At 47.6% G+C, this 25,657-nt stretch carries 27 protein-coding genes; all 27 read left to right on the forward strand.

Translation table 11 applies throughout. From position 1 onward, the window contains the following. Nucleotides 1-31 precede the first annotated feature (31 nt). The 27 genes from fliM (at nucleotide 32) to CP943_RS09505 (ending at nucleotide 25,571) form a co-directional block, all read left to right on the forward strand. Nucleotides 32-1,030, forward strand: coding sequence for a flagellar motor switch protein FliM (fliM, locus tag CP943_RS09375; RefSeq protein ID WP_020451400.1), 999 nt, complete (start codon nucleotides 32-34; stop codon nucleotides 1,028-1,030). Next, a complete protein-coding gene (gene fliY / locus CP943_RS09380; protein WP_020451401.1) occupies nucleotides 1,020-2,156 on the forward strand; it encodes a flagellar motor switch phosphatase FliY in 1,137 nt (378 codons plus the stop codon). Before fliM ends, fliY begins: the two co-directional genes overlap by 11 nt. Before the next feature lie 26 nt (nucleotides 2,157-2,182). After that, on the forward strand, nucleotides 2,183-2,545 hold the full coding sequence (locus tag CP943_RS09385) for a chemotaxis protein CheY (protein ID WP_003181796.1): 363 nt from the start codon (nucleotides 2,183-2,185) through the stop codon (nucleotides 2,543-2,545). A gap of 12 nt (nucleotides 2,546-2,557) precedes the next feature. Continuing rightward, nucleotides 2,558-3,232: a flagella biosynthesis regulatory protein FliZ gene (gene fliZ / locus CP943_RS09390; protein WP_079289134.1), complete on the forward strand. Its 675-nt coding sequence runs from the start codon at nucleotides 2,558-2,560 to the stop codon at nucleotides 3,230-3,232. Then, nucleotides 3,225-3,890: a flagellar type III secretion system pore protein FliP gene (fliP, locus tag CP943_RS09395; protein ID WP_020451403.1), complete on the forward strand. Its 666-nt coding sequence runs from the start codon at nucleotides 3,225-3,227 to the stop codon at nucleotides 3,888-3,890. Before fliZ ends, fliP begins: the two co-directional genes overlap by 8 nt. A gap of 15 nt (nucleotides 3,891-3,905) precedes the next feature. Next, entirely contained in the window at nucleotides 3,906-4,175 is a 270-nt protein-coding gene (gene fliQ / locus CP943_RS09400) for a flagellar biosynthesis protein FliQ (protein ID WP_020451404.1), read from the forward strand. 7 nt (nucleotides 4,176-4,182) lie between these two features. Then, a complete protein-coding gene (fliR, locus tag CP943_RS09405; protein ID WP_020451405.1) occupies nucleotides 4,183-4,959 on the forward strand; it encodes a flagellar biosynthetic protein FliR in 777 nt (258 codons plus the stop codon). Continuing rightward, nucleotides 4,959-6,038: a flagellar biosynthesis protein FlhB gene (flhB, locus tag CP943_RS09410; RefSeq protein ID WP_023857204.1), complete on the forward strand. Its 1,080-nt coding sequence runs from the start codon at nucleotides 4,959-4,961 to the stop codon at nucleotides 6,036-6,038. Before fliR ends, flhB begins: the two co-directional genes overlap by 1 nt. Before the next feature lie 33 nt (nucleotides 6,039-6,071). Next, entirely contained in the window at nucleotides 6,072-8,108 is a 2,037-nt protein-coding gene (flhA, locus tag CP943_RS09415; protein WP_020451407.1) for a flagellar biosynthesis protein FlhA, read from the forward strand. After that, nucleotides 8,105-9,217 (forward strand): flagellar biosynthesis GTPase FlhF, encoded by a 1,113-nt coding sequence (gene flhF / locus CP943_RS09420; protein ID WP_105980935.1) that lies wholly within the window; start codon nucleotides 8,105-8,107, stop codon nucleotides 9,215-9,217. The genes flhA and flhF overlap by 4 nt, the downstream gene beginning before the upstream one ends. 2 nt (nucleotides 9,218-9,219) lie before the next feature. Beyond that, entirely contained in the window at nucleotides 9,220-10,107 is an 888-nt protein-coding gene (locus CP943_RS09425) for a MinD/ParA family protein (RefSeq protein WP_026579734.1), read from the forward strand. Further along, complete coding sequence (locus tag CP943_RS09430) at nucleotides 10,104-11,177, forward strand: protein-glutamate methylesterase/protein-glutamine glutaminase (RefSeq protein ID WP_020451410.1); 1,074 nt, start codon at nucleotides 10,104-10,106, stop codon at nucleotides 11,175-11,177. Before CP943_RS09425 ends, CP943_RS09430 begins: the two co-directional genes overlap by 4 nt. 5 nt (nucleotides 11,178-11,182) lie before the next feature. After that, nucleotides 11,183-13,204: a chemotaxis protein CheA gene (locus tag CP943_RS09435; protein WP_095290479.1), complete on the forward strand. Its 2,022-nt coding sequence runs from the start codon at nucleotides 11,183-11,185 to the stop codon at nucleotides 13,202-13,204. Between the two features lie 23 nt (nucleotides 13,205-13,227). Then, nucleotides 13,228-13,704: a chemotaxis protein CheW gene (locus CP943_RS09440; protein ID WP_003181816.1), complete on the forward strand. Its 477-nt coding sequence runs from the start codon at nucleotides 13,228-13,230 to the stop codon at nucleotides 13,702-13,704. Between the two features lie 10 nt (nucleotides 13,705-13,714). Beyond that, nucleotides 13,715-14,344 (forward strand): chemotaxis protein CheC, encoded by a 630-nt coding sequence (locus CP943_RS09445; protein ID WP_003181818.1) that lies wholly within the window; start codon nucleotides 13,715-13,717, stop codon nucleotides 14,342-14,344. Further along, nucleotides 14,341-14,847, forward strand: a complete 507-nt coding sequence (locus CP943_RS09450; protein ID WP_003181820.1) for a chemotaxis protein CheD — start codon at nucleotides 14,341-14,343, stop codon at nucleotides 14,845-14,847. The genes CP943_RS09445 and CP943_RS09450 overlap by 4 nt, the downstream gene beginning before the upstream one ends. A 22-nt stretch (nucleotides 14,848-14,869) precedes the next feature. Then, nucleotides 14,870-15,634, forward strand: a complete 765-nt coding sequence (locus CP943_RS09455; RefSeq protein WP_003181822.1) for a FliA/WhiG family RNA polymerase sigma factor — start codon at nucleotides 14,870-14,872, stop codon at nucleotides 15,632-15,634. 95 nt (nucleotides 15,635-15,729) lie between these two features. Continuing rightward, the gene (locus CP943_RS09460; RefSeq protein ID WP_023857198.1) at nucleotides 15,730-16,239 is read left to right on the forward strand and encodes a DUF6115 domain-containing protein; all 510 of its coding nucleotides are present in this window, start codon (nucleotides 15,730-15,732) and stop codon (nucleotides 16,237-16,239) included. A 153-nt stretch (nucleotides 16,240-16,392) separates the two neighbouring features. After that, complete coding sequence (gene rpsB, locus CP943_RS09465) at nucleotides 16,393-17,133, forward strand: 30S ribosomal protein S2 (RefSeq protein WP_025811393.1); 741 nt, start codon at nucleotides 16,393-16,395, stop codon at nucleotides 17,131-17,133. 100 nt (nucleotides 17,134-17,233) lie between these two features. Continuing rightward, nucleotides 17,234-18,115, forward strand: coding sequence for a translation elongation factor Ts (tsf, locus tag CP943_RS09470; RefSeq protein WP_020451415.1), 882 nt, complete (start codon nucleotides 17,234-17,236; stop codon nucleotides 18,113-18,115). Nucleotides 18,116-18,264: 149 nt separating this feature from the next. Next, nucleotides 18,265-18,987 carry a UMP kinase gene (pyrH, locus tag CP943_RS09475; protein WP_020451416.1) on the forward strand — a complete coding sequence of 241 codons (723 nt, stop codon included), beginning with the start codon at nucleotides 18,265-18,267 and terminating at the stop codon, nucleotides 18,985-18,987. Between the two features lie 16 nt (nucleotides 18,988-19,003). Next, nucleotides 19,004-19,546: a ribosome recycling factor gene (gene frr / locus CP943_RS09480; protein ID WP_154495759.1), complete on the forward strand. Its 543-nt coding sequence runs from the start codon at nucleotides 19,004-19,006 to the stop codon at nucleotides 19,544-19,546. A 129-nt stretch (nucleotides 19,547-19,675) separates the two neighbouring features. Continuing rightward, the gene (locus CP943_RS09485; protein ID WP_020451418.1) at nucleotides 19,676-20,458 is read left to right on the forward strand and encodes an undecaprenyl pyrophosphate synthase; all 783 of its coding nucleotides are present in this window, start codon (nucleotides 19,676-19,678) and stop codon (nucleotides 20,456-20,458) included. Between the two features lie 12 nt (nucleotides 20,459-20,470). Beyond that, on the forward strand, nucleotides 20,471-21,274 hold the full coding sequence (locus CP943_RS09490) for a phosphatidate cytidylyltransferase (protein ID WP_020451419.1): 804 nt from the start codon (nucleotides 20,471-20,473) through the stop codon (nucleotides 21,272-21,274). A gap of 46 nt (nucleotides 21,275-21,320) precedes the next feature. Further along, nucleotides 21,321-22,472, forward strand: a complete 1,152-nt coding sequence (gene dxr / locus CP943_RS09495; protein ID WP_026579731.1) for a 1-deoxy-D-xylulose-5-phosphate reductoisomerase — start codon at nucleotides 21,321-21,323, stop codon at nucleotides 22,470-22,472. 6 nt (nucleotides 22,473-22,478) lie between these two features. After that, nucleotides 22,479-23,744, forward strand: a complete 1,266-nt coding sequence (rseP, locus tag CP943_RS09500; RefSeq protein WP_105978898.1) for an RIP metalloprotease RseP — start codon at nucleotides 22,479-22,481, stop codon at nucleotides 23,742-23,744. A 108-nt stretch (nucleotides 23,745-23,852) separates the two neighbouring features. After that, nucleotides 23,853-25,571, forward strand: coding sequence for a proline--tRNA ligase (locus CP943_RS09505; RefSeq protein ID WP_035338761.1), 1,719 nt, complete (start codon nucleotides 23,853-23,855; stop codon nucleotides 25,569-25,571). Nucleotides 25,572-25,657 lie beyond the last annotated feature (86 nt).

The following is a 25,657-nucleotide window of genomic DNA, read 5'->3' on the forward strand; positions in this document are numbered from 1 at the left end:
ATAGATGACAGAACCATGGAGGTGAAAACAGATGGCAGGAGAAGTACTCTCCCAAAATGAAATCGATGCACTGCTTTCAGCGATATCGACCGGTGAAATGGACGCCGACGAGCTGAAAAAAGAAGAGTCCGTTAAAAAAGTAAAAGTCTATGACTTTAAACGGGCGCTCCGCTTTTCAAAGGATCAGATCCGCAGCTTGACAAGGATTCACGATAACTTTGCAAGGCTGCTAACGACTTATTTCTCGGCTCAGCTGAGAACCTATATCCAGATCTCGGTCAGCTCGGTTGATCAGGTTCCTTATGAGGAATTCATCAGATCCATTCCGAATATGACGATCCTCAATCTGTTTGAGGTTCGCCCTCTTGAAGGAAGAATCATGATGGAGATCAACCCGACCATCGCCTATACGATGATGGACCGGGTGATGGGCGGGATCGGTTCGAGCCACAACAAAATTGACAGCATGACGGAAATTGAGACGAAAATCATGTCCAATTTATTTGAAAGCTGCCTCTCGAATTATAAAGATGCGTGGGAATCCATCACGGAAATCGAGCCGGAAATGTCCGATTTTGAAGTGAATCCGCAGTTTGTGCAAATGGTATCGCCGAATGAGACGGTCGTTGTCATTTCGCTGAACACGCAAATAGGAGACATCAGCGGGGTTATCAACCTGTGTATCCCGCACGTCGTCCTGGAACCGATCATTCCTAAGCTTTCCGTTCACTACTGGATGCAATCAGACAGAATTGAACCAAAACCGGAGGAAACAAAGTCGATAGAAAAGCGGATTATGACGGCGCGAATTCCAATTGTCGCAGAACTCGGATCATCGGAATTAACCATTGAAGAGTTTTTAAATTTAGAAATTGGAGATTGTATCACTTTGGACAAATCAGTAGCAGAACCTCTTACTGTTTTGGTCGGAGATAAACCGAAATTTCTAGCACAAGCCGGCCGAATGAATCGAAAGACTGCGATTCAAATTCTAGATCACGACATAAGAGGTGAAGAATATGGAGAATAACAATAGGTTATCACAGGATGAAATTGATGCGCTGCTTAAAGGCGGCGATGATACGGCTCAAGAGCAGCCGGAATCAGGGTTGTCCCTGATGGAACAGGATACGATCGGGGAAATCGGAAACATTTCCTTTGGGAGCTCTGCAACAGCTTTGTCCACTTTATTGAATCAAAAAGTCGAAATTACAACACCGACTGTTTCGGTGATTGAAAAAAGCCATTTAAATGATGAGTTCCCGCACCCGTATGTTTCAATCGGTGTGAGCTATACGGAAGGTTTTTCAGGAAACAATCTTCTCGTCATCAAGCAGGAAGATGCCGCGATCATCGCTGATTTGATGATGGGTGGAGACGGGACGAACGCAGATCCGTCGCTTGGCGAAATTCATCTAAGCGCCGTTCAGGAAGCGATGAACCAAATGATGGGTTCCGCGGCGACGTCGATGTCCACCGTCTTCAGCAAGAAGATTGATATTTCTCCGCCGGAAGTTGACCTCCTTGATGTGAATGAAGGGGAAGGAACAGAGCAAATTCCGAAAGAGGACCCGCTCGTCAAAGTATCTTTCAGACTGAAAGTCGGAGAACTGATCGATTCGCATATTATGCAGCTTTATCCGCTGACCTTTGCAAAAGACCTGATCGATGAATTAACGAATCAGGACGGCGGAGAAGAGCCTGTGCAGACTGAAGAGGTAAAGCAGCCGCCCGTACAGGAAAACCCGGCGCCTAGTCCGAGTCCGGCACCTGCTCAGACACAAAGACAGGAGCCTGCGCCTAAACGGCAAGGGACGGCAAAAGTTTCAGAGCCTGTGCAGGTGGCACCGGCAGAGTTTCAATCCTTTGCCCCTCAGACTGACGCGCAGCCGCACCTTCAAAACCTTGACATGCTCATGGATATTCCTTTGTCCGTCACAGTCGAGCTGGGGAGGACAAACCGCAGCGTCAAAGAGGTGCTTGAACTGTCAACCGGCAGTATCATTGAGCTTGACAAACTCGCAGGCGAGCCTGTCGACATCCTGGTCAACCAGCGCGTCGTTGCCAAAGGCGAAGTCGTCGTCATCGATGAAAACTTTGGCGTCAGGGTGACAGACATTTTAAGTCAGGCGGAACGAATCAGCAAATTACGATAATAACAGATTGATTGGAGAGATTAATAATGGCTTACAAGATTTTAGTAGTTGATGATGCAGCATTTATGAGAATGATGATTAAAGACATTTTAGTGAAAAACGGCTTTGAAGTCGTCGCAGAAGCGCAAGACGGAGCGCAGGCTGTTGAAAAATATAAAGAGCATTCACCTGATCTTGTCACAATGGATATCACGATGCCGGAAAAAGACGGAATCACGGCTCTTAAAGAAATCAAGGAAATCGATCCGCAGGCAAAAATCATCATGTGTTCGGCAATGGGCCAGCAATCGATGGTTATCGACGCTATTCAGGCGGGAGCGAAAGACTTTATCGTCAAACCGTTCCAGGCTGACCGCGTCATGGAAGCGATCAATAAAACGCTAAGCTAAAGGGTGTACAACTTGTTTAAGAAACCTCTTATTTTCATAGCCGGCCTTTGTCTATTTGCCTTTCTCGTGCTGCCGTACGCTCCGGCTCTCGCAGAGGAATCGGGGGATCAGACCGTTGACCATCTGTTTGAGCAAAAAGGTGCGGGCAAAGAGAAAGAAAAAGCAAAAGACAAAGACAAAACCGAGGAAAAAAGTTCTCTTAAGGAAGAGGCGGAGGCCGAACCCCCGTCTCCTTCCGTTTCCATATTTGATTTTGTGAAAATGATCGGCGCGTTACTGTTCGTCATTTTTCTGATCTACGCTTTGGTCAAATTCATGAATAAACGCAACCGCCTGTTAAAACCCTTCCAGTATGTCGAAAACATCGGCGGAACTTCGCTCGGGCAAAACAAGTCCGTACAGCTGATTAAAGTAGGGAACAGGGTGCTGGTCGTCGGTGTCGGCGATAATATCCAGCTGCTGAAAGAGATCGATGATGAAAAGGAATATAAAGAAATTCTCACGCAGCATGAAGCTGCGATGAACAGCAAGATTGAGTGGCAGAAATGGATGGATCAAGTCAAAGTTCCAGGCGTGCAAAAGCAAAGCGGCACGGCATCTTTTTCCGAGTCGTTAAAAGCACAGCTCGCGGAACTGAAACAAAATCGCGCAGAAGGCAGAAAGAAAGGCCAAAATCAACATGAATGAGTTTATGGATTTATTTAATTCAAGCGATGCGGCAAACGTCAGCGCCAGTGTCCGGCTCTTGCTGCTTTTGACAGTATTTTCGATCGCTCCGGGGATCTTGATCCTGATGACGTGTTTCACAAGGGTTGTCATCGTATTGTCCTTTGTCCGGACATCGCTGGCAACACAGTCAATGCCCCCAAACCAGGTGCTGATCGGACTTGCACTGTTTCTGACATTTTTCATTATGGGGCCGACTTTTTCCGAGATTAATAAAGAAGCGCTGACGCCGTTAATGAACAATAAAATCACCTTGGATGAAGCTTACACAAAAGCGGAAACCCCGATCAAAACCTTTATGAGCAAGCATACAAGACAGAAAGATCTGGCTTTATTTATGAATTACGCAAAGATGGAGACGCCTGAATCCATTAAAGATATTCCGCTTTCAACGATGGTTCCCGCGTTTGTCATCTCGGAATTGAAAACCGCGTTTCAAATGGGATTTATGATATTTATACCGTTTCTGATTATCGATATGGTTGTGGCAAGTGTTTTGATGTCGATGGGGATGATGATGCTTCCGCCGGTCATGATTTCACTGCCGTTTAAGATTTTGCTGTTTGTGCTTGTAGATGGCTGGTATTTAATCGTTAAATCTTTGCTGCAAAGCTTTTAGAGTAGGTGCTAATACATGAATTCAGAATTTGTTATATCGATGGCTGAAAGGGCTGTATACGTTACATTGCTTATCAGCGGGCCGCTTTTGGCGCTCGCTCTTCTCGTCGGGCTGATCGTCAGCGTTTTTCAGGCAACCACCCAAATACAGGAACAGACTCTTGCATTCATTCCGAAAATCGTCGCCGTTTTGGTCGGGCTCGTCATTTTCGGCCCGTGGATGCTGTCGACGATTTTATCATTCGCGACTGAGCTGTTCTCTAATTTAAACCGTTTTGCAGGGTAGTTTTAACATGTCAATAATTGAATCATTTCCAGCCTTTTTACTTGTATTTGTCAGAATCACAGCATTCTATGTAACGGTGCCTCTATTTTCTTATCGGTCAATTCCTGCCGTTCATAAAATAGGTTTTGCATTTTTTCTTGCGCTCGTCAGTTTTCAGGCGATTGAAAAGCCTCCTCAGCTTGATGTTGACGGAGTTTACATGATGTTGGCCATGAAGGAAGCGCTGATCGGGCTTCTGCTTGGGCTGATCGCCTACATGATGATCTCGGCCGTTCAAATCGCCGGATCATTCATCGATTTTCAAATGGGATTTGCGGTGGCGAATGTGATCGATCCCCAGACAGGAGCGCAAAGCCCGCTTGTCGGCCAGTTTTTATATACGTTGGCGCTGCTCCTCATGCTGAGCCTGAATGCGCATCATCTCCTGCTTGACGGGATTTATTACAGCTATCAATACATCCCGGTCGATAAGATGGCGCTGTCGTTTGGAAGCGAAGGATTTGCCGAGTTTATTGCAAAGAGCTTCAACACGATGTTTATAACAGCATTTCAATTGTCTGCGCCTGTTGTGGCTTGTTTGTTTTTAGTCGATCTGGCATTGGGGATTGTGGCGAGAACGGTGCCGCAGCTCAACGTGTTTGTCGTCGGGCTTCCTTTGAAAATCGCAATCACCTTTATCATGCTCATCATCTGCATGGCCGTTATGTTCAGCATGATGCAGCACGTCTTCGAATTTGCCATTCGGACAATGAGAGATCTATTAACTTTGCTTGGGGTGGCATGATGAAGCTGACGTTGGATTTGCAATTTTTCGCAGGTGAAAAAACGGAAAAAGCGACGCCGAAAAAACGGCGGGAAAGCAGAAAAAAAGGACAGGTTGCCAAAAGCGCAGATGTCAATACAGCGGTTACGCTTCTTATCGTGTTTTTAGCGTTTTTATTCGTCGGACCTTTTATGAGAGACCGCCTGCTCGCACTGATCGAAAAGTATTACAAAGAGTTGATCACGATGAAGGTGTCAGTCGCCAATATTCCCGGCCTGTTTCAAAGTCTTGTGCTTGAATCTGGCTTCATTATGGCACCGCTTTTGCTGACAGCCGTCGTCTCCGGGGTCTTGAGCAACTATATGCAAGTCGGGTTTTTATTTGCCCCTGAAGCGATCAAGCCTGATTTGAAAAAGCTTGACCCGCTTAAAGGATTCAAGCGGATTTACAGCATCAGAGCGATCGTTGAACTGCTTAAATCGATTTTAAAAATCGTGATTGTCGGCGGCGTGACATTCGCCGTTCTATGGCTGAACTTTGACAAAATTCTCAGAATCCCGGCGCTGTCCGCGGGCGAGGCTTTGTCATATGTCGGCTGGCTCACCTTTTTAATGGGGGTTTCCGCTGCAGTCGCCCTGATTTTTCTCGCGGTGCTCGATTACCTCTATCAAAAATTTGATTATGAAAAAAATATTCGCATGTCAAAACAGGACATTAAAGACGAATACAAAAAAACCGAAGGCGATCCTCTGATTAAGTCGAAGATCAAGCAGAAGCAAAAGGAAATGGCGATGCGCCGCATGATGCAGGATGTGCCAAAAGCGGATGTCATCATCACAAACCCGACCCATTACGCTGTCGCGCTGAAATATGACGAAAACAAAATGGATGCGCCGTTTATCATCGCAAAAGGGGTCGATCTGATGGCTCTGAAAATCAGGCAGATCGCCAAAGAACACGATGTCATGACAGTCGAAAACAGACCTTTGGCGAGGGCGCTCTATGACCAGGTTGAGATCGACCAGGCCGTTCCGGAAGAATTCTTTAAGGCCGTAGCCGAAATCCTGGCGTATGTTTACAAAACAAAGCAAAAAATCTAGTGAATTTTTCAGTTTTAAAAGGAGAGAAACAGCATGTCAGCAAGAGATTTATCAGTTTTATCAGGCGTTGTCCTCATTGTGGCAATGCTTATCATACCCTTTCCACCATGGTTGTTGAGCGTTTTAATTATCGTGAATATTTCTCTTGCGTTAATCGTGCTTCTCACCACAATGAACATGCAAGAACCGCTGCAATTTTCGATATTTCCTTCTTTGCTGCTCCTCTTGACGCTGTTCCGCCTCGGGCTGAATGTATCGACGACACGTTCGATTCTGTCCAACGGAGATGCGGGAAAAGTAGTCGAGACGTTCGGGTCTTTCGTTGTCGGCGGAAACGTTTTGGTCGGTCTCGTTGTCTTTATCATTTTGATCATTATCCAATTTATCGTCATAACGAAAGGGGCGGAACGGGTTTCTGAAGTTGCTGCCAGATTCACGCTCGACGCCATGCCGGGGAAACAGATGAGCATTGATGCCGATTTGAACGCCGGAATGGTGACCGAACAGGAAGCGAAAGTGCGCCGTGAGAAAGTGGCCCGTGAAGCCGACTTCTACGGCGCGATGGACGGTGCGAGCAAATTCGTGAAAGGGGATGCGATCGCAGGGATCATCATCGTCCTCATTAACGTCCTTTTCGGAATTGTCATCGGCATGCTGCAAAAACAAATGAGCATTCAGGAAGCCGCTTCACACTTTACGCTCTTGTCTGTAGGCGACGGGATCGTATCTCAGCTGCCTGCGCTCTTGATCTCAACGGCGACGGGTATCGTCGTCACAAGAGCAGCGTCGGACGGGAACCTCGGACACGATATTACAGGCCAGCTGTTTGCTTATCCAAAGCTTTTGTATGTGACGGCGGGCACGATTTTGCTGCTCGGGATTTTCACACCGATCGGCATTCTCCTGACAGGCCCTCTGGCTCTTCTTCTCGCCATTGGCGGCTATACGCTCTCCAAAGCCGGTGAAGAGAAGGAAAAAGTGGAGGATATCCTTGAGGAAGAAGCTGAAGTGGACGAATTAAAAAGTCCCGAAAGCGTCGTTCATCTGCTCGATATTGATCCGATCGAATTTGAATTCGGCTACGGATTGATTCCGCTTGCAGATGCAAATCAAGGCGGCGACCTATTAGACAGAATCGTCATGATCAGGCGTCAGCTTGCGCTTGAACTCGGTCTCGTCATTCCGGTCGTCAGAATCAGGGATAACATCGCTCTTCAGCCGAACGAGTACAGGCTCAAAATTAAAGGAAACGAAGTCGCAAAAGGCGAGCTTCTCCTCGATCACTTTTTGGCGATGTCTCCGACAGGCGAAGACGATCAGATCGAAGGAATTGACACGATCGAACCGTCCTTCGGCCTCCCGGCAAAATGGATACCGGAATCTCAGAAAGATCAGGCCGAAATGCTCGGATATACGGTTGTCGATCCGGCTTCAGTCGTGTCGACCCACATTACAGAGCAGGTGAAAAAGCACGCCCATGAGCTGATCGGAAGACAGGAAACAAAACAGCTGATCGACCACTTGAAAGAATCTTATCCTGTACTGGTCGAAGAGGTCTCGCCGAATCCGCTGTCTGTCGGTGATATTCAGAAAGTGCTGGCCAAACTTCTGAAAGAAAAAGTATCGATCAGGAACTTGGTGACAATCTTTGAAACACTGGCCGACTACGGAAAGCTGACGACGGATTCAGATATGCTGACCGAGTATGTAAGACAGGCGCTTGCCAAGCAGATCACCGCCCAATATGCGAAGGAAAATGAGACGCTGAAAGTGGTGACGTGTTCGGGCCGTGTCGAAAAGGCCGTGGCGGAAGGAATTCAGCAGACTGAACACGGCAACTTTTTATCTCTTGAACCTGCATTATCCGAAAATATCATTCAATCTGTAGCAAGAGAAATCGAACAGCTCTCATTAAGGCAGGAAGTGCCGATCCTTCTATGTTCACCGCCTGTCAGAATGTATGTCAAACAGCTGTTAGAGCGCTATTTCCCTGATCTGCCGGTTCTTTCTTATAACGAACTGGAAGCCAATGTAGAAGTTCAAAGCATCGGAGTGGTGGATATTCAATGAAAATTAAAAAATTTGTAGCTGGTTCTATGCAGGAAGCCACAAAGCAAATTATACAAGAGTTCGGGAATGACGCCGTAATCTTGAATTCTAAAAAAATTCATACGAGAAAATTTCTCGGCTTTGTGAAAAAAGCCGGGGTTGAAGTGATTGCGGTTGTCGACCAGGACTTTTCCGACGCGAGGAAACCGGAGCGGCAAAAGCCAGTTTTACGTGAACAAAGCCCTTCGCCTGTCCCGCAGCCGGACCACCTCGATTTGGCAAGCCAAGTGAAAGAGCTGAAAGAACTGCTGGAAATGCGGCATCATGAGCAGCCGGTTGATGTGCTGCCTGAGCCGCTGAAAAAGGCGGACCAGATTCTGGCAAAGCAAGGGGTATCGCCGGCCATCCGTACGAAAGCGCTCGGCCGGTTGATCAGCACTTCTTTAAAAAACGGCGAAGAATGGACGGATGAAAAGGCGCTGGCCCACTTAACAGATGCTTTGGCCGATCTTCTTCCCGATAATCGGGAACAGGACGTGGCGATTCATTCCCAATATGTCGTGCTCTTCGGATCGACCGGAGTCGGCAAAACGACGACATTGGCAAAGCTTGCCGCTTCTTCCGTGCTGGAAAAGCAGAAAAAAATCGCTTTTATCACGACGGATACGTACCGGATTGCAGCGGTTGAACAGCTCAGGACATATGCCGAGCTTCTGAATGCGCCGCTCGAGGTGTGCTACACGAAAGAAGAATTTAAAGCGGCCCAGCAAAAGTTCGCCGATTTTGACCACGTCTTCATCGATACGGCGGGCCGGAATTTCAAAGACGGGCAATATGTCAGGGAGCTGAAGGAAATCATTCCGTTTGAGCGTAAGATACAGGCGTTTCTCGTCATGTCCGCGACGAGCAAGTACGAGGATATGAAGGAGCTCATTAAGCAGTTCTCAAGCATTCCGATCGATCAGTTGATATTCACGAAAGTGGATGAAACCGATTCATTGGGAAGCGTCATGAATCTGCTCGCCGAATCGAGAATCGGTCTCGGCTATATGACAAACGGACAAAATGTTCCGGAAGATATCCGCTACTTGTCAAATGCATCATTTGTCAGACTGCTTACGGGGTGTTGAACATGGATCAGGCAGAAAGCTTACGAAGGCGGATGGGGCAGCGCTTCGCCGAACCGCCCGCCCCTGTCGCTCATCCAAAAGCGAAAACGCTCGCTGTTATGAGTGGAAAAGGAGGCGTCGGGAAGTCGAATATATCGCTGAATACGGCTCTCGCCTTCTTGGAAAAAGGAAAGAGCGTGCTGTTGATCGATCTAGATGTCGGAATGGGGAACATCGATATTTTGATCGGCCGGCAATCGCTCTGCACCGTGATGGATCTCCTTCAGCAAAAAATACCGTTTGAGCGCGCCTTGTCAGCCGGTCCGCGTGGCCTTCAATACATTTCGGGCGGAACGGGACTGGATGCGATGTTCGAATTGAACGGGGAAAACTGGGCGTTCTTTCTGAAAGAATTAACGCGGGCTTTGACAAGCTTCGATTATGTCATATTTGATATGGGAGCGGGGCTGTCAAAAGATCAGCTGCCATTCGTCCTGTCAGCGGATGAAATTCTGGTCGTCACCACGCCGGAGCCGACATCCATTATGGACGCTTACAGCGCGATCAAGCATTTGGCATTAACGGGACGCGATCTTCAGCTGAAAGTCGCTGTCAATCGCTGTACAACCCAAAAAGACGGAATTTCCGCCTTTCTCCGCCTTTCCAACACGGTAAACGCTTTTTTACAGCAAAAGCTTGCATATGCAGGGCCGATTCCTGAGGATCCCCTGGTACCAAGAGCCGTTGTGGAGCAGCAGCCGTTTCTGATGAAGAACCCGCGTTCCAAGCCGAGCAGGGCGGTTTACCTGCTGGCAGAATCGCTGCTTGATAACGGCAGAACGGAAATAGGCGAAAACCGGTCCTTTATCGATAAATTATCTTCATTCCTGAGGAGGGGCAATACATTATGATTCGTGTTCTTGTCGTTGACGACTCTGCTTTTATGAGAAACATGATCACCAAGTTTTTAACATCCAATCACGAGATTGCTGTAGCAGGAACGGCAAGAAACGGCGAGGAAGCGCTCCAAAAAATCAAGGAGCTCCGCCCGGATGTGATCACATTGGATATTGAAATGCCTGTGATGAACGGAAAAGAAACATTGAAAAGGATCATGGCGAGCGATCCGCTTCCGGTTGTCATGGTATCGAGTCTGACGCAGCAGGGGGCTGATATCACGATCGAATGTCTTGAGCTGGGGGCGATCGATTTCGTCGCAAAGCCGTCGGGTTCAATTTCAATTGATTTATATAAAGTAAGAGACATGCTGATTGAGAAAGTGTTGACAGCAGGGCGGGTGAAACTGAAAGGCCGGCCTGTTCCGATTTCAAAACCCGCCATCGAGACGGCAAAGCGGCCGCCGGTGAGCGGCAGCGATTCAGTCCGTGTTCGGGCTGGAAAACAGCTCATCTGCATCGGTACATCGACAGGGGGACCGAGAGCGCTGCAAAGAGTGCTTCCCAAGCTTCCCAAAACGTTGAAGGCGCCTGTTTTTGTCGTTCAGCACATGCCAAAGGGGTTTACAGCCTCATTAGCGAACAGGCTGAACCACCTCTCAGAAGTAACCGTGAAGGAGGCTGAAAACGGTGAGAGAGCGAAAGACGGCTGGGTTTACATTGCCCCCGGAGGGAAAAACATGGCAGTCGGCCTTGAAAAGGGCGAATTGGTGATCACGCTCGATGACCGCGACACAGAGAGCCGTCACAAGCCTTCTGTTGACTATTTGTTCCATTCCCTGGCCTCACTTCGGGAGTTTGAAAAAATCGCCGTCATTATGACGGGGATGGGAAGCGACGGAACAGAAGGCGTAAAAGGCCTTTTGAAACATGGAAGCGGAACGGTGATCGCCGAAGCAGCCGAGTCGTCCGTCGTTTTCGGAATGCCGAAATCGGTCATTAACAACGGGCTTGCAAACGACATCAAGCATGTTGATGAGATTGCCGCAGCCATTATGACGTATATGAAAAAAGAGAGGGCGTGACTCATATGGATATGAATCAATATTTAGACGTCTTTATTGAAGAAAGCAGAGAACATTTGCAAACCTGTAACGAAAAATTGCTCGAACTCGAAAAAAATCCGACAGACCTGCAGCTTGTCCATGATATTTTCAGAGCGGCTCATACTTTGAAAGGGATGAGCGCTACGATGGGCTATGAAGATATGGCTCATTTAACGCACAGTCTGGAAAACGTGCTGGACGCGATCCGTAATGAAGAAATGACCATTACGTCAGAGTGGATGGACGTCATGTTTGAAGCGCTCGATGACCTTGAAGCGATTGTCCTTTCGATCATTGAAGGGGGCGACGGCAAAAGAGACGTTTCAGAAGTCTGCGCCAAGCTTGATGTGACAGGCGCAAACAAGGAGGCGGCTGCATCGGCAGAAGCGCCTGAAGCGGCGTCGTCTGAAACGAAATGGGCCTATGACGAATTTCAGCGGACGGTCATCGCCGAAGCTGAGGAACAAGGCTTTAAATGTTACGAAATCAATGTTGCGTTGAAAGAGGACTGCCTGTTGAAGGGCGTTCGGGTGTACATGGTATTTGAACAGCTGAACGAAATCGGCGAAGTCGTCAAAACGATTCCGGAAACGGAAGTTCTCGAGTCGGAAGATTTTGATTCCGAATTCGTCGTGTGCTTTTTAAGCAAACACGGGGAAGAAGAGATTTTCAACAAAATCAACGGCGTATCTGAAATCGAAAAAATTGAAGTAACCGAGCTGAAAAACGATTTTTCGGCACAGGAAGAAGCCGCGCCTGCAGCGCCTGAAAAAGAAACCGCACCGAAAGACGCGGAGAAAACCCCGGCTAAGCAGCCGGACGGCAAAAAAGAAGCGGCGAAACCTGCAGCAGGCGGCGGAACGAAGACGATCCGCGTCAACATCGACCGCCTCGATTCATTAATGAACCTGTTTGAGGAGCTGGTCATTGACAGAGGGCGCTTAGAGCAGATCGCCAAAGAGCTTGAACACGGCGAATTAACAGATACCGTCGAACGGATGACAAGAATTTCAGGCGACCTGCAATCGATCATCCTCAACATGAGAATGGTTCCGGTAGAAACGGTGTTCAACCGCTTCCCGCGCATGGTCCGCCAGCTGACAAAAGAATTAAATAAAAAGATCGAGCTGTCGATTTTCGGGGCGGAAACCGAGCTTGACAGAACGGTAATAGACGAGATCGGCGACCCGCTTGTCCACCTCTTGAGAAACAGCCTTGATCACGGGATCGAGGCGCCTGAAGTCAGGGTGAAAAACGGTAAGCCTGAAACGGGTCAAGTCCGTCTGAAAGCATATCACAGCGGGAACCACGTCTTTATCGAGGTCGAGGATGACGGAGCCGGCATCAACCGCAAAAAGGTGCTTGAAAAAGCGCTTGAACGCAACGTCATTACCGAACGTGACGCCGAAACGATCGAAGATCATGAAATCGACGCACTCATTTTTGCACCGGGATTCTCAACCGCAGATCAAATCTCGGATATTTCAGGACGCGGGGTCGGCTTGGACGTTGTCAAAAGCAAGCTGGAATCTTTGGGCGGTTCTGTCAGCATCAGGTCGAGCGAAGGCGAAGGTTCGCTTTTCTCCATTCAGCTTCCGCTTACACTGTCGATCATATCCGTGCTGCTAGTCAAACTTGAAAACGAAACGTTTGCGATACCGATTTCTTCTATTATAGAAACGGCTGTCATCGATAAGAAAGATATTCTTCAGACGCACGACCGCGAAGTGATCGATTTCAGGGGCCATATCGTACCGGTGGTTTACCTGAAAGAACAGTTTAATGTTGAGGATTCTTCGGATGATCTTGATCAGCTTCACGCCATCGTCGTGAAAAAAGGAGACAAGCTGACGGCATTTGTTGTCGACTCCTTTATCGGCCAGCAGGAAGTCGTACTAAAATCACTCGGCGATTATTTAACAAACGTCTTTGCCATTTCCGGCGCGACGATTTTGGGAGACGGACAAGTAGCCCTGATCATCGACTGCAACGCCCTTATCAAATAGAAAGCGAAAGGAGAGCGATCCTCTTGACCACACAGACTACCACCGGTGAAAAAATGATTGTGTTCAAAGTAAATCATAAAGAGTATGCCATCTCTGTATCCGAAGTGATGTCCATTGAAAAATGGCAGCAGCCAACAAGGGTGCCGGGAGTGGAACCGTATATTTGCGGCGTCATTAATTTGAGAGGTGTTGTCACGCCTGTCATCGATTTAAGAAAGCGGATTGAAGCGCCTGGAGATACGATTACAGATGAAACGAGAATCATCATCATCACCCATCAGGACATTGAAGTCGGCTGGGTGGTGGACGAGGCGAACGATGTCATCACTGTCGAGGAAGAGGAAATTGAATCGGCTCCCGAAACGGTAGGAAAAGACGGCAGGCAATGGATTAAAGGCATCGTCAAGCAAGGGTCCAGACTTCTCAATCTGATTGACTCTGAAGCTGTTTTAAACCGGAAGTCGAGCCTTGCCGCCGCTTCTGAAAATGTGAAGAAATAAGGAGCCTATGATGAGCGTATTTAACGGAATTAGAGAAGAGCATCTTGATATATTGCGGGAAGTCGGGAATATCGGAGCGGGTCATTCCGCTTCTGCCCTGGCTCTATTGCTGAACAGGAAAATCGAAATGGAAGTGCCGTTTGTCAAGCTGATGTCGTTTGATGAGCTTGTCAACCTATTCGGCGGTGCAGACCTTCCTGTCGCAAGCATCTTTTTGCGCATGGAAGGGGATTTTCCCGGTTCTATGTTCGTGATCATGCCTTTTTCAGAGGCCGAGCAGCTGATCAGGGAGCTTGTCGGCAATCCGGAATTCGAGATTGACAGCATGACGCCGAATGATATCGGAGCCTCCGCCCTGCACGAACTCGGGAATATTATGGCGGGATCTTATTTGACCGCTCTCGCTGATTTGACAAACCGGCAAATGTACCCGAGCGTCCCTGAACTGACGCTTGATATGTTCGGAGCCGTCATCAGCGAAGGGCTGATCGAGCTCAGCCAAGTTGGAGACCAGGTTATCGTGATCGACAACTCCATTTTTGACGAGGAGCACAACCGGAAAGTAAAAGCGCATTTGTTCCTTCTGCCGGACTATGATTCTTTTGAAAAGCTCTTTCATGCATTGGGTGCAGCTCTATGAAAATCTTAGAAAAAGAAACATCGATTATCAGAGTGGGAATTGCCGATGTGAAAATAGTCCGCACTCCCGACAAGATCAGGACATCGGGTCTCGGTTCGTGCGTCGGACTCGTGCTCTATGATTTGGAAGCGAAGACGGCCGGTCTCGTCCACGTCATGCTTCCCGACTCTTCCTTATCCAAGACACCGGACATCAATGTGGCAAAGTACGCGGACACAGCTGTCGAAGCGACGGTCAAGATGCTGCTTGAAGCCGGGTGCCGAAAATACGCTTTGAAAGCGAAAATGGCCGGAGGAGCCGAAATGTTTAAATTTAAGATGACAAATGATTTGATGAAAGTCGGGCCAAGAAATGTGCTTGCGATTAAAAAACATCTATCTCTCTTAAACATTCCGATTGTAAGCGAGGATACAGGCGGAAACAGCGGAAGAACGATCGAGTTCGATCCGCAGTCAGCCGAACTTGTCATCCGGACAGTTAAACAAGGTGTAACGACGATTTAATATGCAATATAGGGGGATAAAGATGCAATCCTTGAACTATGAAGATCAGATGCTTTGGTCGCGGTGGAAAGAATGGAAAGATCCTCAGGCAGGCGATGATTTAATCCGCCGCTATATGCCGCTTGTGACATATCATGTCGGCCGGATAGCCGTCGGCTTGCCAAAGTCCGTTCATAAAGACGATTTGGTCAGCCTTGGCATGCTGGGTTTGTATGACGCCCTTGAAAAATTTGATCCGGGAAGGGATTTGAAGTTTGATACATACGCTTCCTTCAGAATCAGAGGCGCTATTATCGATGGTCTTCGCAAAGAAGACTGGCTTCCGAGAACATCCCGTGAAAAAACGAAGAAAGTGGAAGCTGCGATCGAAAAGCTCGAACAGCGCTACTTAAGAAATGTTTCGCCGAGCGAAATCGCCGCTGAGCTGGGAATGAGCGAGCAAGACGTCGTGACCACAATCAATGAAGGTTTCTTTGCGAATCTCCTTTCAATTGATGAGAAGCTTCACGACCATGAAGACGGGGAGAACGTCCAGGTGATGATCAGGGACGACAAAACGAGCACGCCGGAAGAAAAAATGCTCAAAGACGAACTGATCTCCCAGCTTGCGGAAAAAATAAACGAGCTTTCAGAAAAAGAACAGCTCGTGATCAGCTTATTCTATAAAGAAGAGCTGACCCTGACGGAAATCGGACAGGTTTTGAATTTGTCGACTTCCCGCATTTCACAGATTCACTCCAAGGCGCTTTTGAAACTGAAGCATCTGCTGGATAAAGTGGTACAATAACATGTAAGCTGCCGGCATGAAACCGGCAGCATTTTTTAAGCGTCCGACAGGGAAGTCTTTTTTTGATTAAATTTCATGGTTAGCGAGTGAAAAATATGTCAACAATATTATGGCTTGTGAGCTTTACGCTCCACGGTATATTGATTTATTTCGTCATCATTCTGAATGCGAGGCTCAGCGCTTTTAAGGCGGCGGAGAAAGAGCAAAAACAGCTTTTGGAAGAAACCGAGAATACATTGACCGCTTTTTTGATGGAGCTAAAAGACGAAAATGAAAAACTCGTTCGCGAGATTCGGGCGAATGCCGAAGAAGAGCCGCAAAGAGTGCAAACACAGCCTGACATTCCTGCTCAAACCCCCGCCCTTCCGGAAGCGGACGAATCGCGCGATCTGCCGCTTCACATCGAAGCGATGATCAATGAGGTGGAGCAGGAAGAGGATGAGCTCAATCAAAAAGAGCAGGAATCCGTATCCTATGAAGAAGAAGCTCTCGCATTATATGAAAAGGGGCTCTCTCCGGAGGAAATCGCAAGACAGCTGAAAAGCGGGAAAACAGAAATCGAGCTTTTCTTAAAATTTCGCGGAAAGCTGAAAAACGATTCTTGATTGTCGAGAAAGCTTATGTTATATTATTTCTTGGTGTTAATTACACACGCTTAACGATTTATGCAAGCGGTGCTGTGCGGTTCTCGCGTGCAGTCCTGCATAAAAATGACCTAAGCGGAGGAAAAAAACCATTATATTAGGAGGAAATAACACATGTCAGTCATTTCTATGAAGCAATTGCTTGAAGCTGGTGTTCACTTCGGCCACCAAACGCGCCGCTGGAACCCAAAAATGAAGCGTTACATCTTCACGGAGCGTAACGGAATCTACATCATCGATCTTCAAAAAACAGTCAAAAAAGTTGAAGAAGCATACAACTTCACGAAAAACCTTGCAGCTGACGGAGGAAAAATCCTTTTCGTCGGTACGAAAAAGCAAGCTCAAGACTCTGTTAAAGAAGAAGCGGAACGTTCTGGAATGTACTATGTCAACCAACGTTGGCTTGGCGGTACGTTAACAAACTTTGAAACGATCCAAAAGCGTATCAAACGCCTTAAAGATATCGAAAAAATGCAGGAAAACGGCACATTTGACGTACTTCCTAAAAAAGAAGTCGTTCAATTGAAAAAAGAATTAGAGCGTCTTGAAAAATTCCTCGGTGGAATCAAAGAAATGAAAGAGCTTCCTGACGCACTGTTCATCATCGATCCTCGCAAAGAGCGCATCGCGGTTGCAGAAGCGCGCAAGCTGAACATTCCGATCATCGGAATCGTTGACACAAACTGTGATCCTGATGAAATCGATGTTGTCATCCCTGCGAACGATGACGCCATCCGCGCTGTTAAATTGCTGACTTCTAAAATGGCAGATGCCATCCTTGAAGCAAAACAAGGTGAAGAAGCAGCTGAAACAGAAGCGAAAGAAGCAGAAACAACTGAAACAACAACTGCTTAACCTGGTCAAAAGGTGATAAGGGGGTCTGCCTTTTATCACCTTTTTTTTCACCAGATCAACACTTACATATTTTGTTTGATATATAAGGAGGAAATCAAAAATGGCAATTACTGCACAAATGGTAAAAGAGCTTCGTGAAAAAACTGGCGCAGGCATGATGGACTGCAAGAAAGCGTTAACTGAAACTGACGGCAACATGGATAAAGCGATCGATCTTCTAAGAGAAAAAGGAATCGCAAAGGCTGCCAAAAAAGCTGACCGCATCGCGGCTGAAGGTTTGACTTTGATCAAAACCGACGGCAACACAGGCGTTATTCTTGAAGTGAACTCCGAAACGGACTTCGTTGCGAAAAACGAAGGCTTCAAAGAGCTTTTGAACGACCTTGCTGACCACATTCTTGCTGAAAAGCCTGAAAGCGTTGAAGCTGCTATGGCTCAAAAAATGGCTAACGGTTCAACTGTAGAAGAATACATCACAAGCGCGGTTGCTAAAATCGGAGAAAAAATCACGCTTCGCCGCTTCACTGTCCTGACAAAAGGCGATGACGCTGCATTCGGCGCATACCTGCACATGGGCGGAAAAATCGGCGTATTGACTGTCCTTAACGGCACAACTGACGAAGAAACAGCAAGAGACATCGCGATGCACGTTGCAGCTGTAAACCCTCGCTTCATTTCCCGTGACCAAGTGTCAGAAGAAGAAGCGAACCGCGAGCGCGAAATCTTGACTCAGCAGGCGCTTCAAGAAGGAAAGCCTGAAAACATCGTCGCAAAAATGGTTGAAGGCCGCCTGAACAAATACTTCGAAGAAATCTGCCTGCTTGATCAAGCATTCGTTAAAAACCCGGATGAAAAAGTGAAACAGGTCGTTGCTGCGAAAAATGCAACAGTTGAAACATTCGTCCGCTACGAAGTTGGAGAAGGTATCGAAAAACGCCAAGAAAACTTTGCTGAAGAAGTTATGAACCAAGTGAAAAAATAAGATTGAAAAGCCGCTTGCCTTAAAACACACGGCAGGATCTTTTCAAAGAAAATAGGGGACACAATTTGTGTCCCTATTTTTAAAACAGTTTACAAACCTTTTTTTCTCTTGCATAATAAATAACGGCAAGCATGCACTTGGAGGTTAATATGGAAAAACCAAAGTATAATCGTATCGTATTAAAGCTTAGCGGAGAAGCCCTTGCGGGTGAACAGGGAAACGGCATCAACCCGACCGTGATCCAGTCCATCGCCAAACAGGTGAAAGAAATCGCCGAGCTTGATGTTGAAGTGGCGGTCGTCGTCGGCGGCGGCAACCTGTGGCGCGGAAAAACGGGCAGCGATCTCGGAATGGACCGCGCAACAGCGGACTACATGGGAATGCTTGCAACGGTCATGAATTCCCTTGCGCTGCAAGACAGCCTAGAAACGCTCGGCATTCAATCAAGAGTTCAGACATCCATCGAAATGCGGCAGGTCGCTGAGCCATACATAAGAAGAAAAGCGATTCGCCATCTTGAAAAGAAGCGCGTCGTCATCTTCGCTGCCGGTACAGGCAATCCATACTTCTCAACGGATACGACAGCAGCGCTCAGAGCGGCTGAAATCGAAGCCGACGTCATCTTAATGGCTAAAAATAATGTCGACGGTGTATACAATGCCGATCCTCGAACTGACGAAACAGCCGTAAAATATGAAAAATTGTCTTATCTCGATGTGTTAAAAGACGGTTTGGCCGTCATGGATTCAACCGCCTCTTCACTTTGCATGGATAACGACATCCCGCTGATCGTCTTTTCTATTATGGAAGAAGGAAATATTAAAAAAGCCGTTTTAGGCGAACAAATCGGTACAATCGTAAGGGGGAAATAACGTGTCAACTCAAGTGATGAATGAAACAAAAGAACGGATGGAAAAAGCGATAGGCGCTTATCAGCGCGAATTGGCGACTGTACGTGCAGGACGTGCAAATCCGTCTTTGCTGGACAAAGTGACAGTTGAATACTACGGAGCGCAGACGCCTTTAAACCAGATCGCGTCCATTACGGTTCCGGAAGCGCGCATGCTTCTCATCACACCGTATGACAAAACAGCGCTCGGCGATATTGAAAAAGCGATTCAAAAAGCCGACCTCGGCATAACTCCATCAAACGACGGCAACATCATCCGGATCACGATCCCTCCTCTAACTGAGGAGCGCAGAAAAGAGCTTGCCAAGCTCGTGAAAAAATATTCGGAAGATGCTAAAGTCGCGGTTCGCAACATCCGCCGCGATGCCAATGACGATCTGAAAAAACTAGAGAAAAATGGTGAAATGACTGAGGATGAATTGCGCTCTTCAACGGAAGACGTACAAAAGCTGACAGATGAATATGTGTCAAAAATTGATGAGATCACAAAAGATAAAGAGAAAGAAATCATGGAAGTTTAATGAAAAACTCTGTACAATAGATAATAGTGAAAAGACCCTCTCATGTTTACAGGGGGTTTTTTTGTTAATACTGTTGTTATCAAGAACGATATAACAGGAAAGCAACCTTTTGGGTGATGGAGGACTCTCATGCTCAATATACTCAAAAATTGGAAGAATCAGCATTCAGCTGCTTCCAACATGGAATGTTACACAAAAGAAAATATTTTAAAAGGAGAAATTCCTGAACATATCGCCATTATTATGGACGGAAACGGCCGTTGGGCAAAGAAACGGGCGATGCCCCGCATCGCGGGTCATCACGAAGGCATGAAGGTAGTCAGACAGACGACAAAGCTTGCCAATGAGCTCGGTGTCAAAGCGTTGACGCTGTATGCCTTTTCGACGGAAAATTGGAAGCGTCCTAAGTTTGAGGTTGACTTTCTGATGAAGCTGCCTGAAGAGTTCCTGGGAACGTATCTCCCGGAGCTGGTCGAAGAAAATGTCCGGGTCCGCTTGACAGGCGATAGGGAAGGACTGCCGCCCCACACGATCCGCGCGGTTGAAAAAGCAATCCGTGATACGGAGAACAATGACGGACTTATTCTTAATTTTGCATTGAATTACGGGGGACGTGCAGAAATCGTCAGAGCCGCAAAGAGAATTGCCGAAGAAGCGAAAAAAGGCACATTGAATACCGAGGAAATCGACGAAAAGCTATTTTCCGATTATTTAATGACAGAAGCTTTGCAGGACCCTGATTTGCTGATTCGCACAAGCGGCGAGATCAGGCTGAGCAACTTCATGCTTTGGCAGCTTGCCTACAGCGAATTTTTATTTACCGATGTATTGTGGCCTGATTTTAAAGACGTTCACTTGCTTCAGGCTATCGGAGAATATCAGCGTCGCGGGAGAAGGTTTGGCGGAATTTAGAGGATGGTGCAGATGAAACAGAGAATATTGACGGGTGTGATCGCGGCAGCGGTTTTTCTGCCGCTCGTGATTTTCGGCAAGCTGCCGTTCACCCTGCTAGTTTATGCAATAGGTATACTCGCTCTATTTGAACTTTTAAGAATGAAAGGCCTGAAGCTTATCAGCGCTCCGGGTATCATCAGCCTGCTGCTTTTGGCGGTTTTGCTGTATCCAAGCCAATATGCGGAAGACGCGGGGCTGGGCATAACCAAAGGGGAGGTCGTCTTTTTGGCCGTCCTTTTGCTTTTGGCATACACGGTGCTCAGCAAAAACTCGTTTACTTTTGACGAAGCGGCATTCGTGGCGCTGGCAGCAGTTTATATCGGATTCGGGTTTTATTACTTTATTGAAATCAGAAACATCGGACTCAGCTATGTCTTTTTTGCAATCGGTGTCGTCTGGTCAACGGATTCCGGCGCTTATTTTATCGGAAAGGCGTTTGGAAAGCGGAAGCTCTGGCCTGAAATCAGCCCTAACAAAACGGTTGAAGGCTTTTGGGGCGGGATTTTGACAGCGGTCGTTTTTTCCGCGATTTATCAGGCTGCCACAGGTTTTCCGCACGCTTATCTGTTTGTGCTGATCATTACCGTGCTTTTATCAATCGTCGGTCAGATCGGCGATTTGGCCGAGTCTGCGTTCAAAAGACACTACAAAGTGAAAGACTCGGGCCGGATCCTTCCGGGACACGGCGGAATGCTGGACCGCTTTGACAGCTTTTTATTTGTCATGCCGGTTCTATACTTCCTGCTTGTTCTTTTTCAGCCGTTCGGGCTATGATAGAAAAGGGTACTGATAGCTAGAAAGAAACAGAGGTGCGGCAATTTTGAAGAACATATGTCTATTGGGGGCGACAGGCTCCATAGGAGAACAGACGCTTGATGTGATCAAAGCGCATGACGATAAGTTTCAGCTGACCGCCATGTCTTTCGGAAAAAACGCCGAAAAAGCGGCAGAAATCATTGAAACATTTAAACCGAAGTATGTATCTGTAGGGGATGAGCATACATATGAAGCATTAAAACAGCATTCTTTTTCTTACACCTTTAAAACAGGGATCGGGGAGGAATCTTTAATCGAAGCGGCCGTTAGTCCGGAAGCGGATGTCGTCGTCAATGCTCTCGTCGGCAGCGTCGGTCTTCTGCCGACTTTAAAGGCGATGGAGCATAAAAAAACAGTCGCGCTTGCAAATAAGGAAACTCTCGTGACAGCCGGTCATATAGTGAAAGAACACGCCCAAACATACGATGTCCCGCTCTTGCCAGTCGACAGCGAGCATTCTGCGATTTTCCAGGCGCTCCAGGGGGAAAATCCGAAGCATATTAAACGGCTGATCGTCACGGCTTCAGGCGGCAGCTTCAGGGACAGAACAAGGCAGGAACTTGAAGGGGTCACAGTGGAAGAAGCCCTCAATCATCCAAATTGGTCGATGGGTGCAAAAATCACGATCGATTCGGCTACAATGATGAATAAAGGGCTCGAGGTCATTGAAGCGCACTGGCTGTTTGATCTGCCTTATGACCGGATCGATGTCCTCCTTCACAAAGAAAGCATCATTCATTCAATGGTGGAATTCCACGACCGAAGCGTCATCGCCCAGCTTGGCACACCTGATATGAGAGTGCCGATTCAATACGCGCTCAGCTATCCGGAACGCCTGCCGTTTGATGAAGCCAAATCACTCGAACTCTGGGAAGTCGGACAGCTGAATTTTGCCCAAGCTGATTTTGAAAGGTTCCGCTGCTTACAATTCGCTTATGAATCAGGTAAAATAGGCGGTACAATGCCGACTGTTTTAAACGCGGCCAACGAGGAAGCCGTTGCGGCATTTCTTTCAGGCAGGATTTCCTTTCTCGGGATTGAAGACATCATTGAAAAAGCTTTGGAACGCCATCAGGTGATCGCAAAGCCGAGCCTTCAAGAGATCCGTGAAGTGGACAAAGACGCCAGAAAGTTTGTCCAAACATTACTCACATAAGGTGGTATGTTCGTGAATACTGTGATCGCGTTTATTCTTATTTTTGGAACGCTCGTATTTTTCCATGAGCTTGGTCATCTCATCCTTGCTCAAAGAGCCGGAATACTGTGCCGGGAGTTTGCTATCGGCTTCGGTCCGAAAATCTTTTCTTTTAAGAAAAATGAGACCGTTTATACGATCAGGCTTCTTCCGATCGGCGGCTTTGTTAGAATGGCCGGTGAAGATCCTGAGATGATTGAAGTGAAGCCCGGTTATACGGTCGGGCTGTTGTTCGACAGCGAAAACAAAGTCGAAAAGATCATTATCAACCAAAAAGAAAAGTATCCTGACGCATTGGTCATCGAAGTGGAGCAGGCTGACCTGGAGCATCAGATGAGGATTACGGGCTATGAGCACGGCAATGAAGATCATCTCTCATCCTTTTCTGTCAGTGAAACGTCCTTTTTCATCGTAGACGGGGAAGAAGTCCAGATCGCTCCTTACAACCGCCAATTCCATTCAAAAACGGTTTGGCAGCGTATAAAGGCGATTGCGGCCGGCCCGATCATGAACTTTATTTTGGCTTATGTCATTCTCGTAATGCTCGGCCTGATGCAGGGAGTGCCGTCTGACGAGCCGGTGCTCGGCAAGTTGATAGACAACGGACGGGCGGCGGAAGCGGGACTCCAGGAAGGAGACCGCATTCAAACGATCAACGGGGAGAACATGAAATCGTGGACGGATATTGTCAACACGGTCAGGGAACACCCTGAAAAAGAACTGAAAATCGTTGTGATGCGCGACAACGTCAAGGTGACGAAATACGTAACACCTGAAGCAGTCAAGGCAGGGGACGAAACCGTCGGCAGATTCGGCGCTTACAACCCGGTGAAAACAGGAATCCTGACATCAATTTCCTACGGTGCGACCGAAACGGCGACAGTAGCGCAGAGCATCGTGACCAATCTCGGAAAGCTCGTCACGGGACAATTCTCAATCGACATGCTGGCCGGTCCTGTCGGCATTTATGACATGACAGACCAAGTGGCCAAGACAGGCGTTATCAACCTGCTGAAGCTGGCCGCATTTTTAAGCATTAACCTCGGGATCGTCAACCTTCTGCCAATCCCTGCGCTGGACGGCGGCAGACTGTTGTTCCTGTTTATTGAAGCGATCCGCGGAAAGCCGATCAACCGAGAAAAAGAAGCGTTTGTCGTCTTTGTCGGCGTCGCATTTTTGATGCTCTTAATGCTTGTCGTCACATGGAACGATATCCAGCGCTTATTTCTGTAAAACCAATTGCCTTTTTTAAGTGCAGCCAAGCCTTTTAAAAGGCTCTTTTTTAGGGACGCCGTTCCCGACTCAAAAAGTAACCAACTGAAACAAATGAGGTGCGAACGAATGAGACAGAGCAGGACTTTAATTCCTACGCTCCGCGAAGTGCCGGCTGATGCTGAAGCAAAAAGCCATCAGCTTCTTCTCAGAGCGGGGTTTATCAGACAAAACACAAGCGGTGTATACAGCTATATGCCTCTTGCCAATAAAGTCATTCATAAAATCCAGAGCATTGTCCGCCAAGAAATGGAGAAAATCAATGCCGTCGAAATGCTGATGCCGGCGCTCCAGCAGGCGGAAACTTGGCAGGAATCGGGAAGATGGTACACGTACGGTCCTGAGCTCATGAGGCTGAAAGACCGCCACGGCCGCGAATTTGCCCTTGGCGCGACACACGAAGAGGTCATCACAAGCATCGTCAGAGATGAAGTGAAATCGTACAAGCGCCTTCCGCTGACCCTTTACCAGATCCAATCGAAATTCCGCGATGAAAAGCGCCCGCGCTTCGGTCTGTTGAGAGGCCGGGAATTCATCATGAAGGATGCGTATTCCTTCCATTCTTCCGCCGAAAGCCTTGATGAAACTTACAATGATATGTACCAGGCGTATACGAATGTGTTTACGCGCTGCGGCTTGAATTTCAGACCGGTCATTGCAGATTCAGGCGCGATGGGCGGAAAGGATACCCATGAATTTATGGCATTGTCCGATGTCGGTGAAGATACAATTGCGTATTCTGATCAGTCTTCATACGCTGCCAACATCGAAATGGCTGAAGTGAAGGAAGCCGGTGCTGGCGAGCAGGCTGAAATGAAAGAGCTCCAGGAAGTCCACACACCTTCGGTCAAAACGATCGAAGAAGTTGCCGCATTTCTTGGCATATCCCCGTCAGACTGCGTGAAATCAATGCTCATGAAAGCAGACGGACGTTTTGTCCTCGTGTTGACGAGAGGGGATCATGAAGTCAACGATATTAAGGTGAAGAATCTGCTCCAAGCAGAAACGATCGAATTCGCGAGCGCCGAAGAGGTTGCTGAGATAACAGGTACTGAGCCTGGCTTTGTCGGACCGGTGGGGCTTGACAGCGAAATCGAAATCTTTGCAGACTTTGCTGTGAAGGCGATGGCAAACGCAGCAGCAGGAGCGAATAAAACAGATTACCATTATCAAAACGTGAATATCAGCCGGGATGCGCACAATGTGACATTCGCCGATCTCCGCTTTATCCAGGAAGGTGACCCTTCACCGGATGGAAACGGAACGATCCGTTTTGCAAAAGGAATCGAAGTCGGACAAGTTTTTAAACTCGGCACCCGCTATTCTGAAGCGATGGACGCAACATACCTTGACGAAAACGGACGCGCTCAGCCGATGCTGATGGGCTGCTATGGAATCGGGATTTCCCGGACACTTTCGGCCATCGTTGAGCAGCATCATGACGATAAAGGCTTGATCTGGCCGCTGGAAGTGACGCCGTATGACTTGCACATCCTCGCGCTTAACATGAAAAATGACGCGCAGGTTCAGCTTGCCGAAAAGCTGTATGAAGATTTTAAAGCGAACGGCTATGACGTATTGTTTGATGACCGTGCTGAACGGGCCGGCGTTAAATTTGCAGATTCCGATTTGATCGGTCTGCCGATCCGCATCACGGTCGGAAAAAGAGCTGATGAAGGCGTTGTCGAAGTGAAGATCCGCAAAACCGGAGAATCATTTGAAGTCGCCGCTGAAGAGCTTTTGGACTTTATCGAAAAACAAGTCAAGAGCTTATCTTCTCACTCTTAAAGATGTTAAACTAGAGTAAAGGAAGGTACCTCGGGAATCGTCCCAAGGTACCTTCAATTATGATTTTCTTTTAGGGAGGAATCTGT

Source organism: Bacillus paralicheniformis (genome assembly GCF_002993925.1).
Classification (GTDB): Bacteria; Bacillota; Bacilli; order Bacillales; family Bacillaceae; genus Bacillus; species Bacillus paralicheniformis.

Bases quoted from the DNA above. Each gene is read 5' to 3' on its own strand.
- fliM (WP_020451400.1), top strand. From the start codon at position 32: ATGGCAGGAGAAGTACTCTCCCAAAATGAAATCGATGCACTGCTTTCA.
- fliY (WP_020451401.1), top strand. From the start codon at position 1,020: ATGGAGAATAACAATAGGTTATCACAGGATGAAATTGATGCGCTGCTT.
- CP943_RS09385 (WP_003181796.1), top strand. From the start codon at position 2,183: ATGGCTTACAAGATTTTAGTAGTTGATGATGCAGCATTTATGAGAATG.
- fliP (WP_020451403.1), top strand. From the start codon at position 3,225: ATGAATGAGTTTATGGATTTATTTAATTCAAGCGATGCGGCAAACGTC.
- fliQ (WP_020451404.1), top strand. From the start codon at position 3,906: ATGAATTCAGAATTTGTTATATCGATGGCTGAAAGGGCTGTATACGTT.
- fliR (WP_020451405.1), top strand. From the start codon at position 4,183: ATGTCAATAATTGAATCATTTCCAGCCTTTTTACTTGTATTTGTCAGA.
- flhB (WP_023857204.1), top strand. From the start codon at position 4,959: ATGAAGCTGACGTTGGATTTGCAATTTTTCGCAGGTGAAAAAACGGAA.
- flhA (WP_020451407.1), top strand. From the start codon at position 6,072: ATGTCAGCAAGAGATTTATCAGTTTTATCAGGCGTTGTCCTCATTGTG.
- flhF (WP_105980935.1), top strand. From the start codon at position 8,105: ATGAAAATTAAAAAATTTGTAGCTGGTTCTATGCAGGAAGCCACAAAG.
- CP943_RS09425 (WP_026579734.1), top strand. From the start codon at position 9,220: ATGGATCAGGCAGAAAGCTTACGAAGGCGGATGGGGCAGCGCTTCGCC.
- CP943_RS09430 (WP_020451410.1), top strand. From the start codon at position 10,104: ATGATTCGTGTTCTTGTCGTTGACGACTCTGCTTTTATGAGAAACATG.
- CP943_RS09435 (WP_095290479.1), top strand. From the start codon at position 11,183: ATGGATATGAATCAATATTTAGACGTCTTTATTGAAGAAAGCAGAGAA.
- CP943_RS09445 (WP_003181818.1), top strand. From the start codon at position 13,715: ATGAGCGTATTTAACGGAATTAGAGAAGAGCATCTTGATATATTGCGG.
- CP943_RS09450 (WP_003181820.1), top strand. From the start codon at position 14,341: ATGAAAATCTTAGAAAAAGAAACATCGATTATCAGAGTGGGAATTGCC.
- CP943_RS09455 (WP_003181822.1), top strand. From the start codon at position 14,870: ATGCAATCCTTGAACTATGAAGATCAGATGCTTTGGTCGCGGTGGAAA.
- CP943_RS09460 (WP_023857198.1), top strand. From the start codon at position 15,730: ATGTCAACAATATTATGGCTTGTGAGCTTTACGCTCCACGGTATATTG.
- rpsB (WP_025811393.1), top strand. From the start codon at position 16,393: ATGTCAGTCATTTCTATGAAGCAATTGCTTGAAGCTGGTGTTCACTTC.
- tsf (WP_020451415.1), top strand. From the start codon at position 17,234: ATGGCAATTACTGCACAAATGGTAAAAGAGCTTCGTGAAAAAACTGGC.
- pyrH (WP_020451416.1), top strand. From the start codon at position 18,265: ATGGAAAAACCAAAGTATAATCGTATCGTATTAAAGCTTAGCGGAGAA.
- frr (WP_154495759.1), top strand. From the start codon at position 19,004: ATGAATGAAACAAAAGAACGGATGGAAAAAGCGATAGGCGCTTATCAG.
- CP943_RS09485 (WP_020451418.1), top strand. From the start codon at position 19,676: ATGCTCAATATACTCAAAAATTGGAAGAATCAGCATTCAGCTGCTTCC.
- CP943_RS09490 (WP_020451419.1), top strand. From the start codon at position 20,471: ATGAAACAGAGAATATTGACGGGTGTGATCGCGGCAGCGGTTTTTCTG.
- rseP (WP_105978898.1), top strand. From the start codon at position 22,479: ATGTTCGTGAATACTGTGATCGCGTTTATTCTTATTTTTGGAACGCTC.
- CP943_RS09505 (WP_035338761.1), top strand. From the start codon at position 23,853: ATGAGACAGAGCAGGACTTTAATTCCTACGCTCCGCGAAGTGCCGGCT.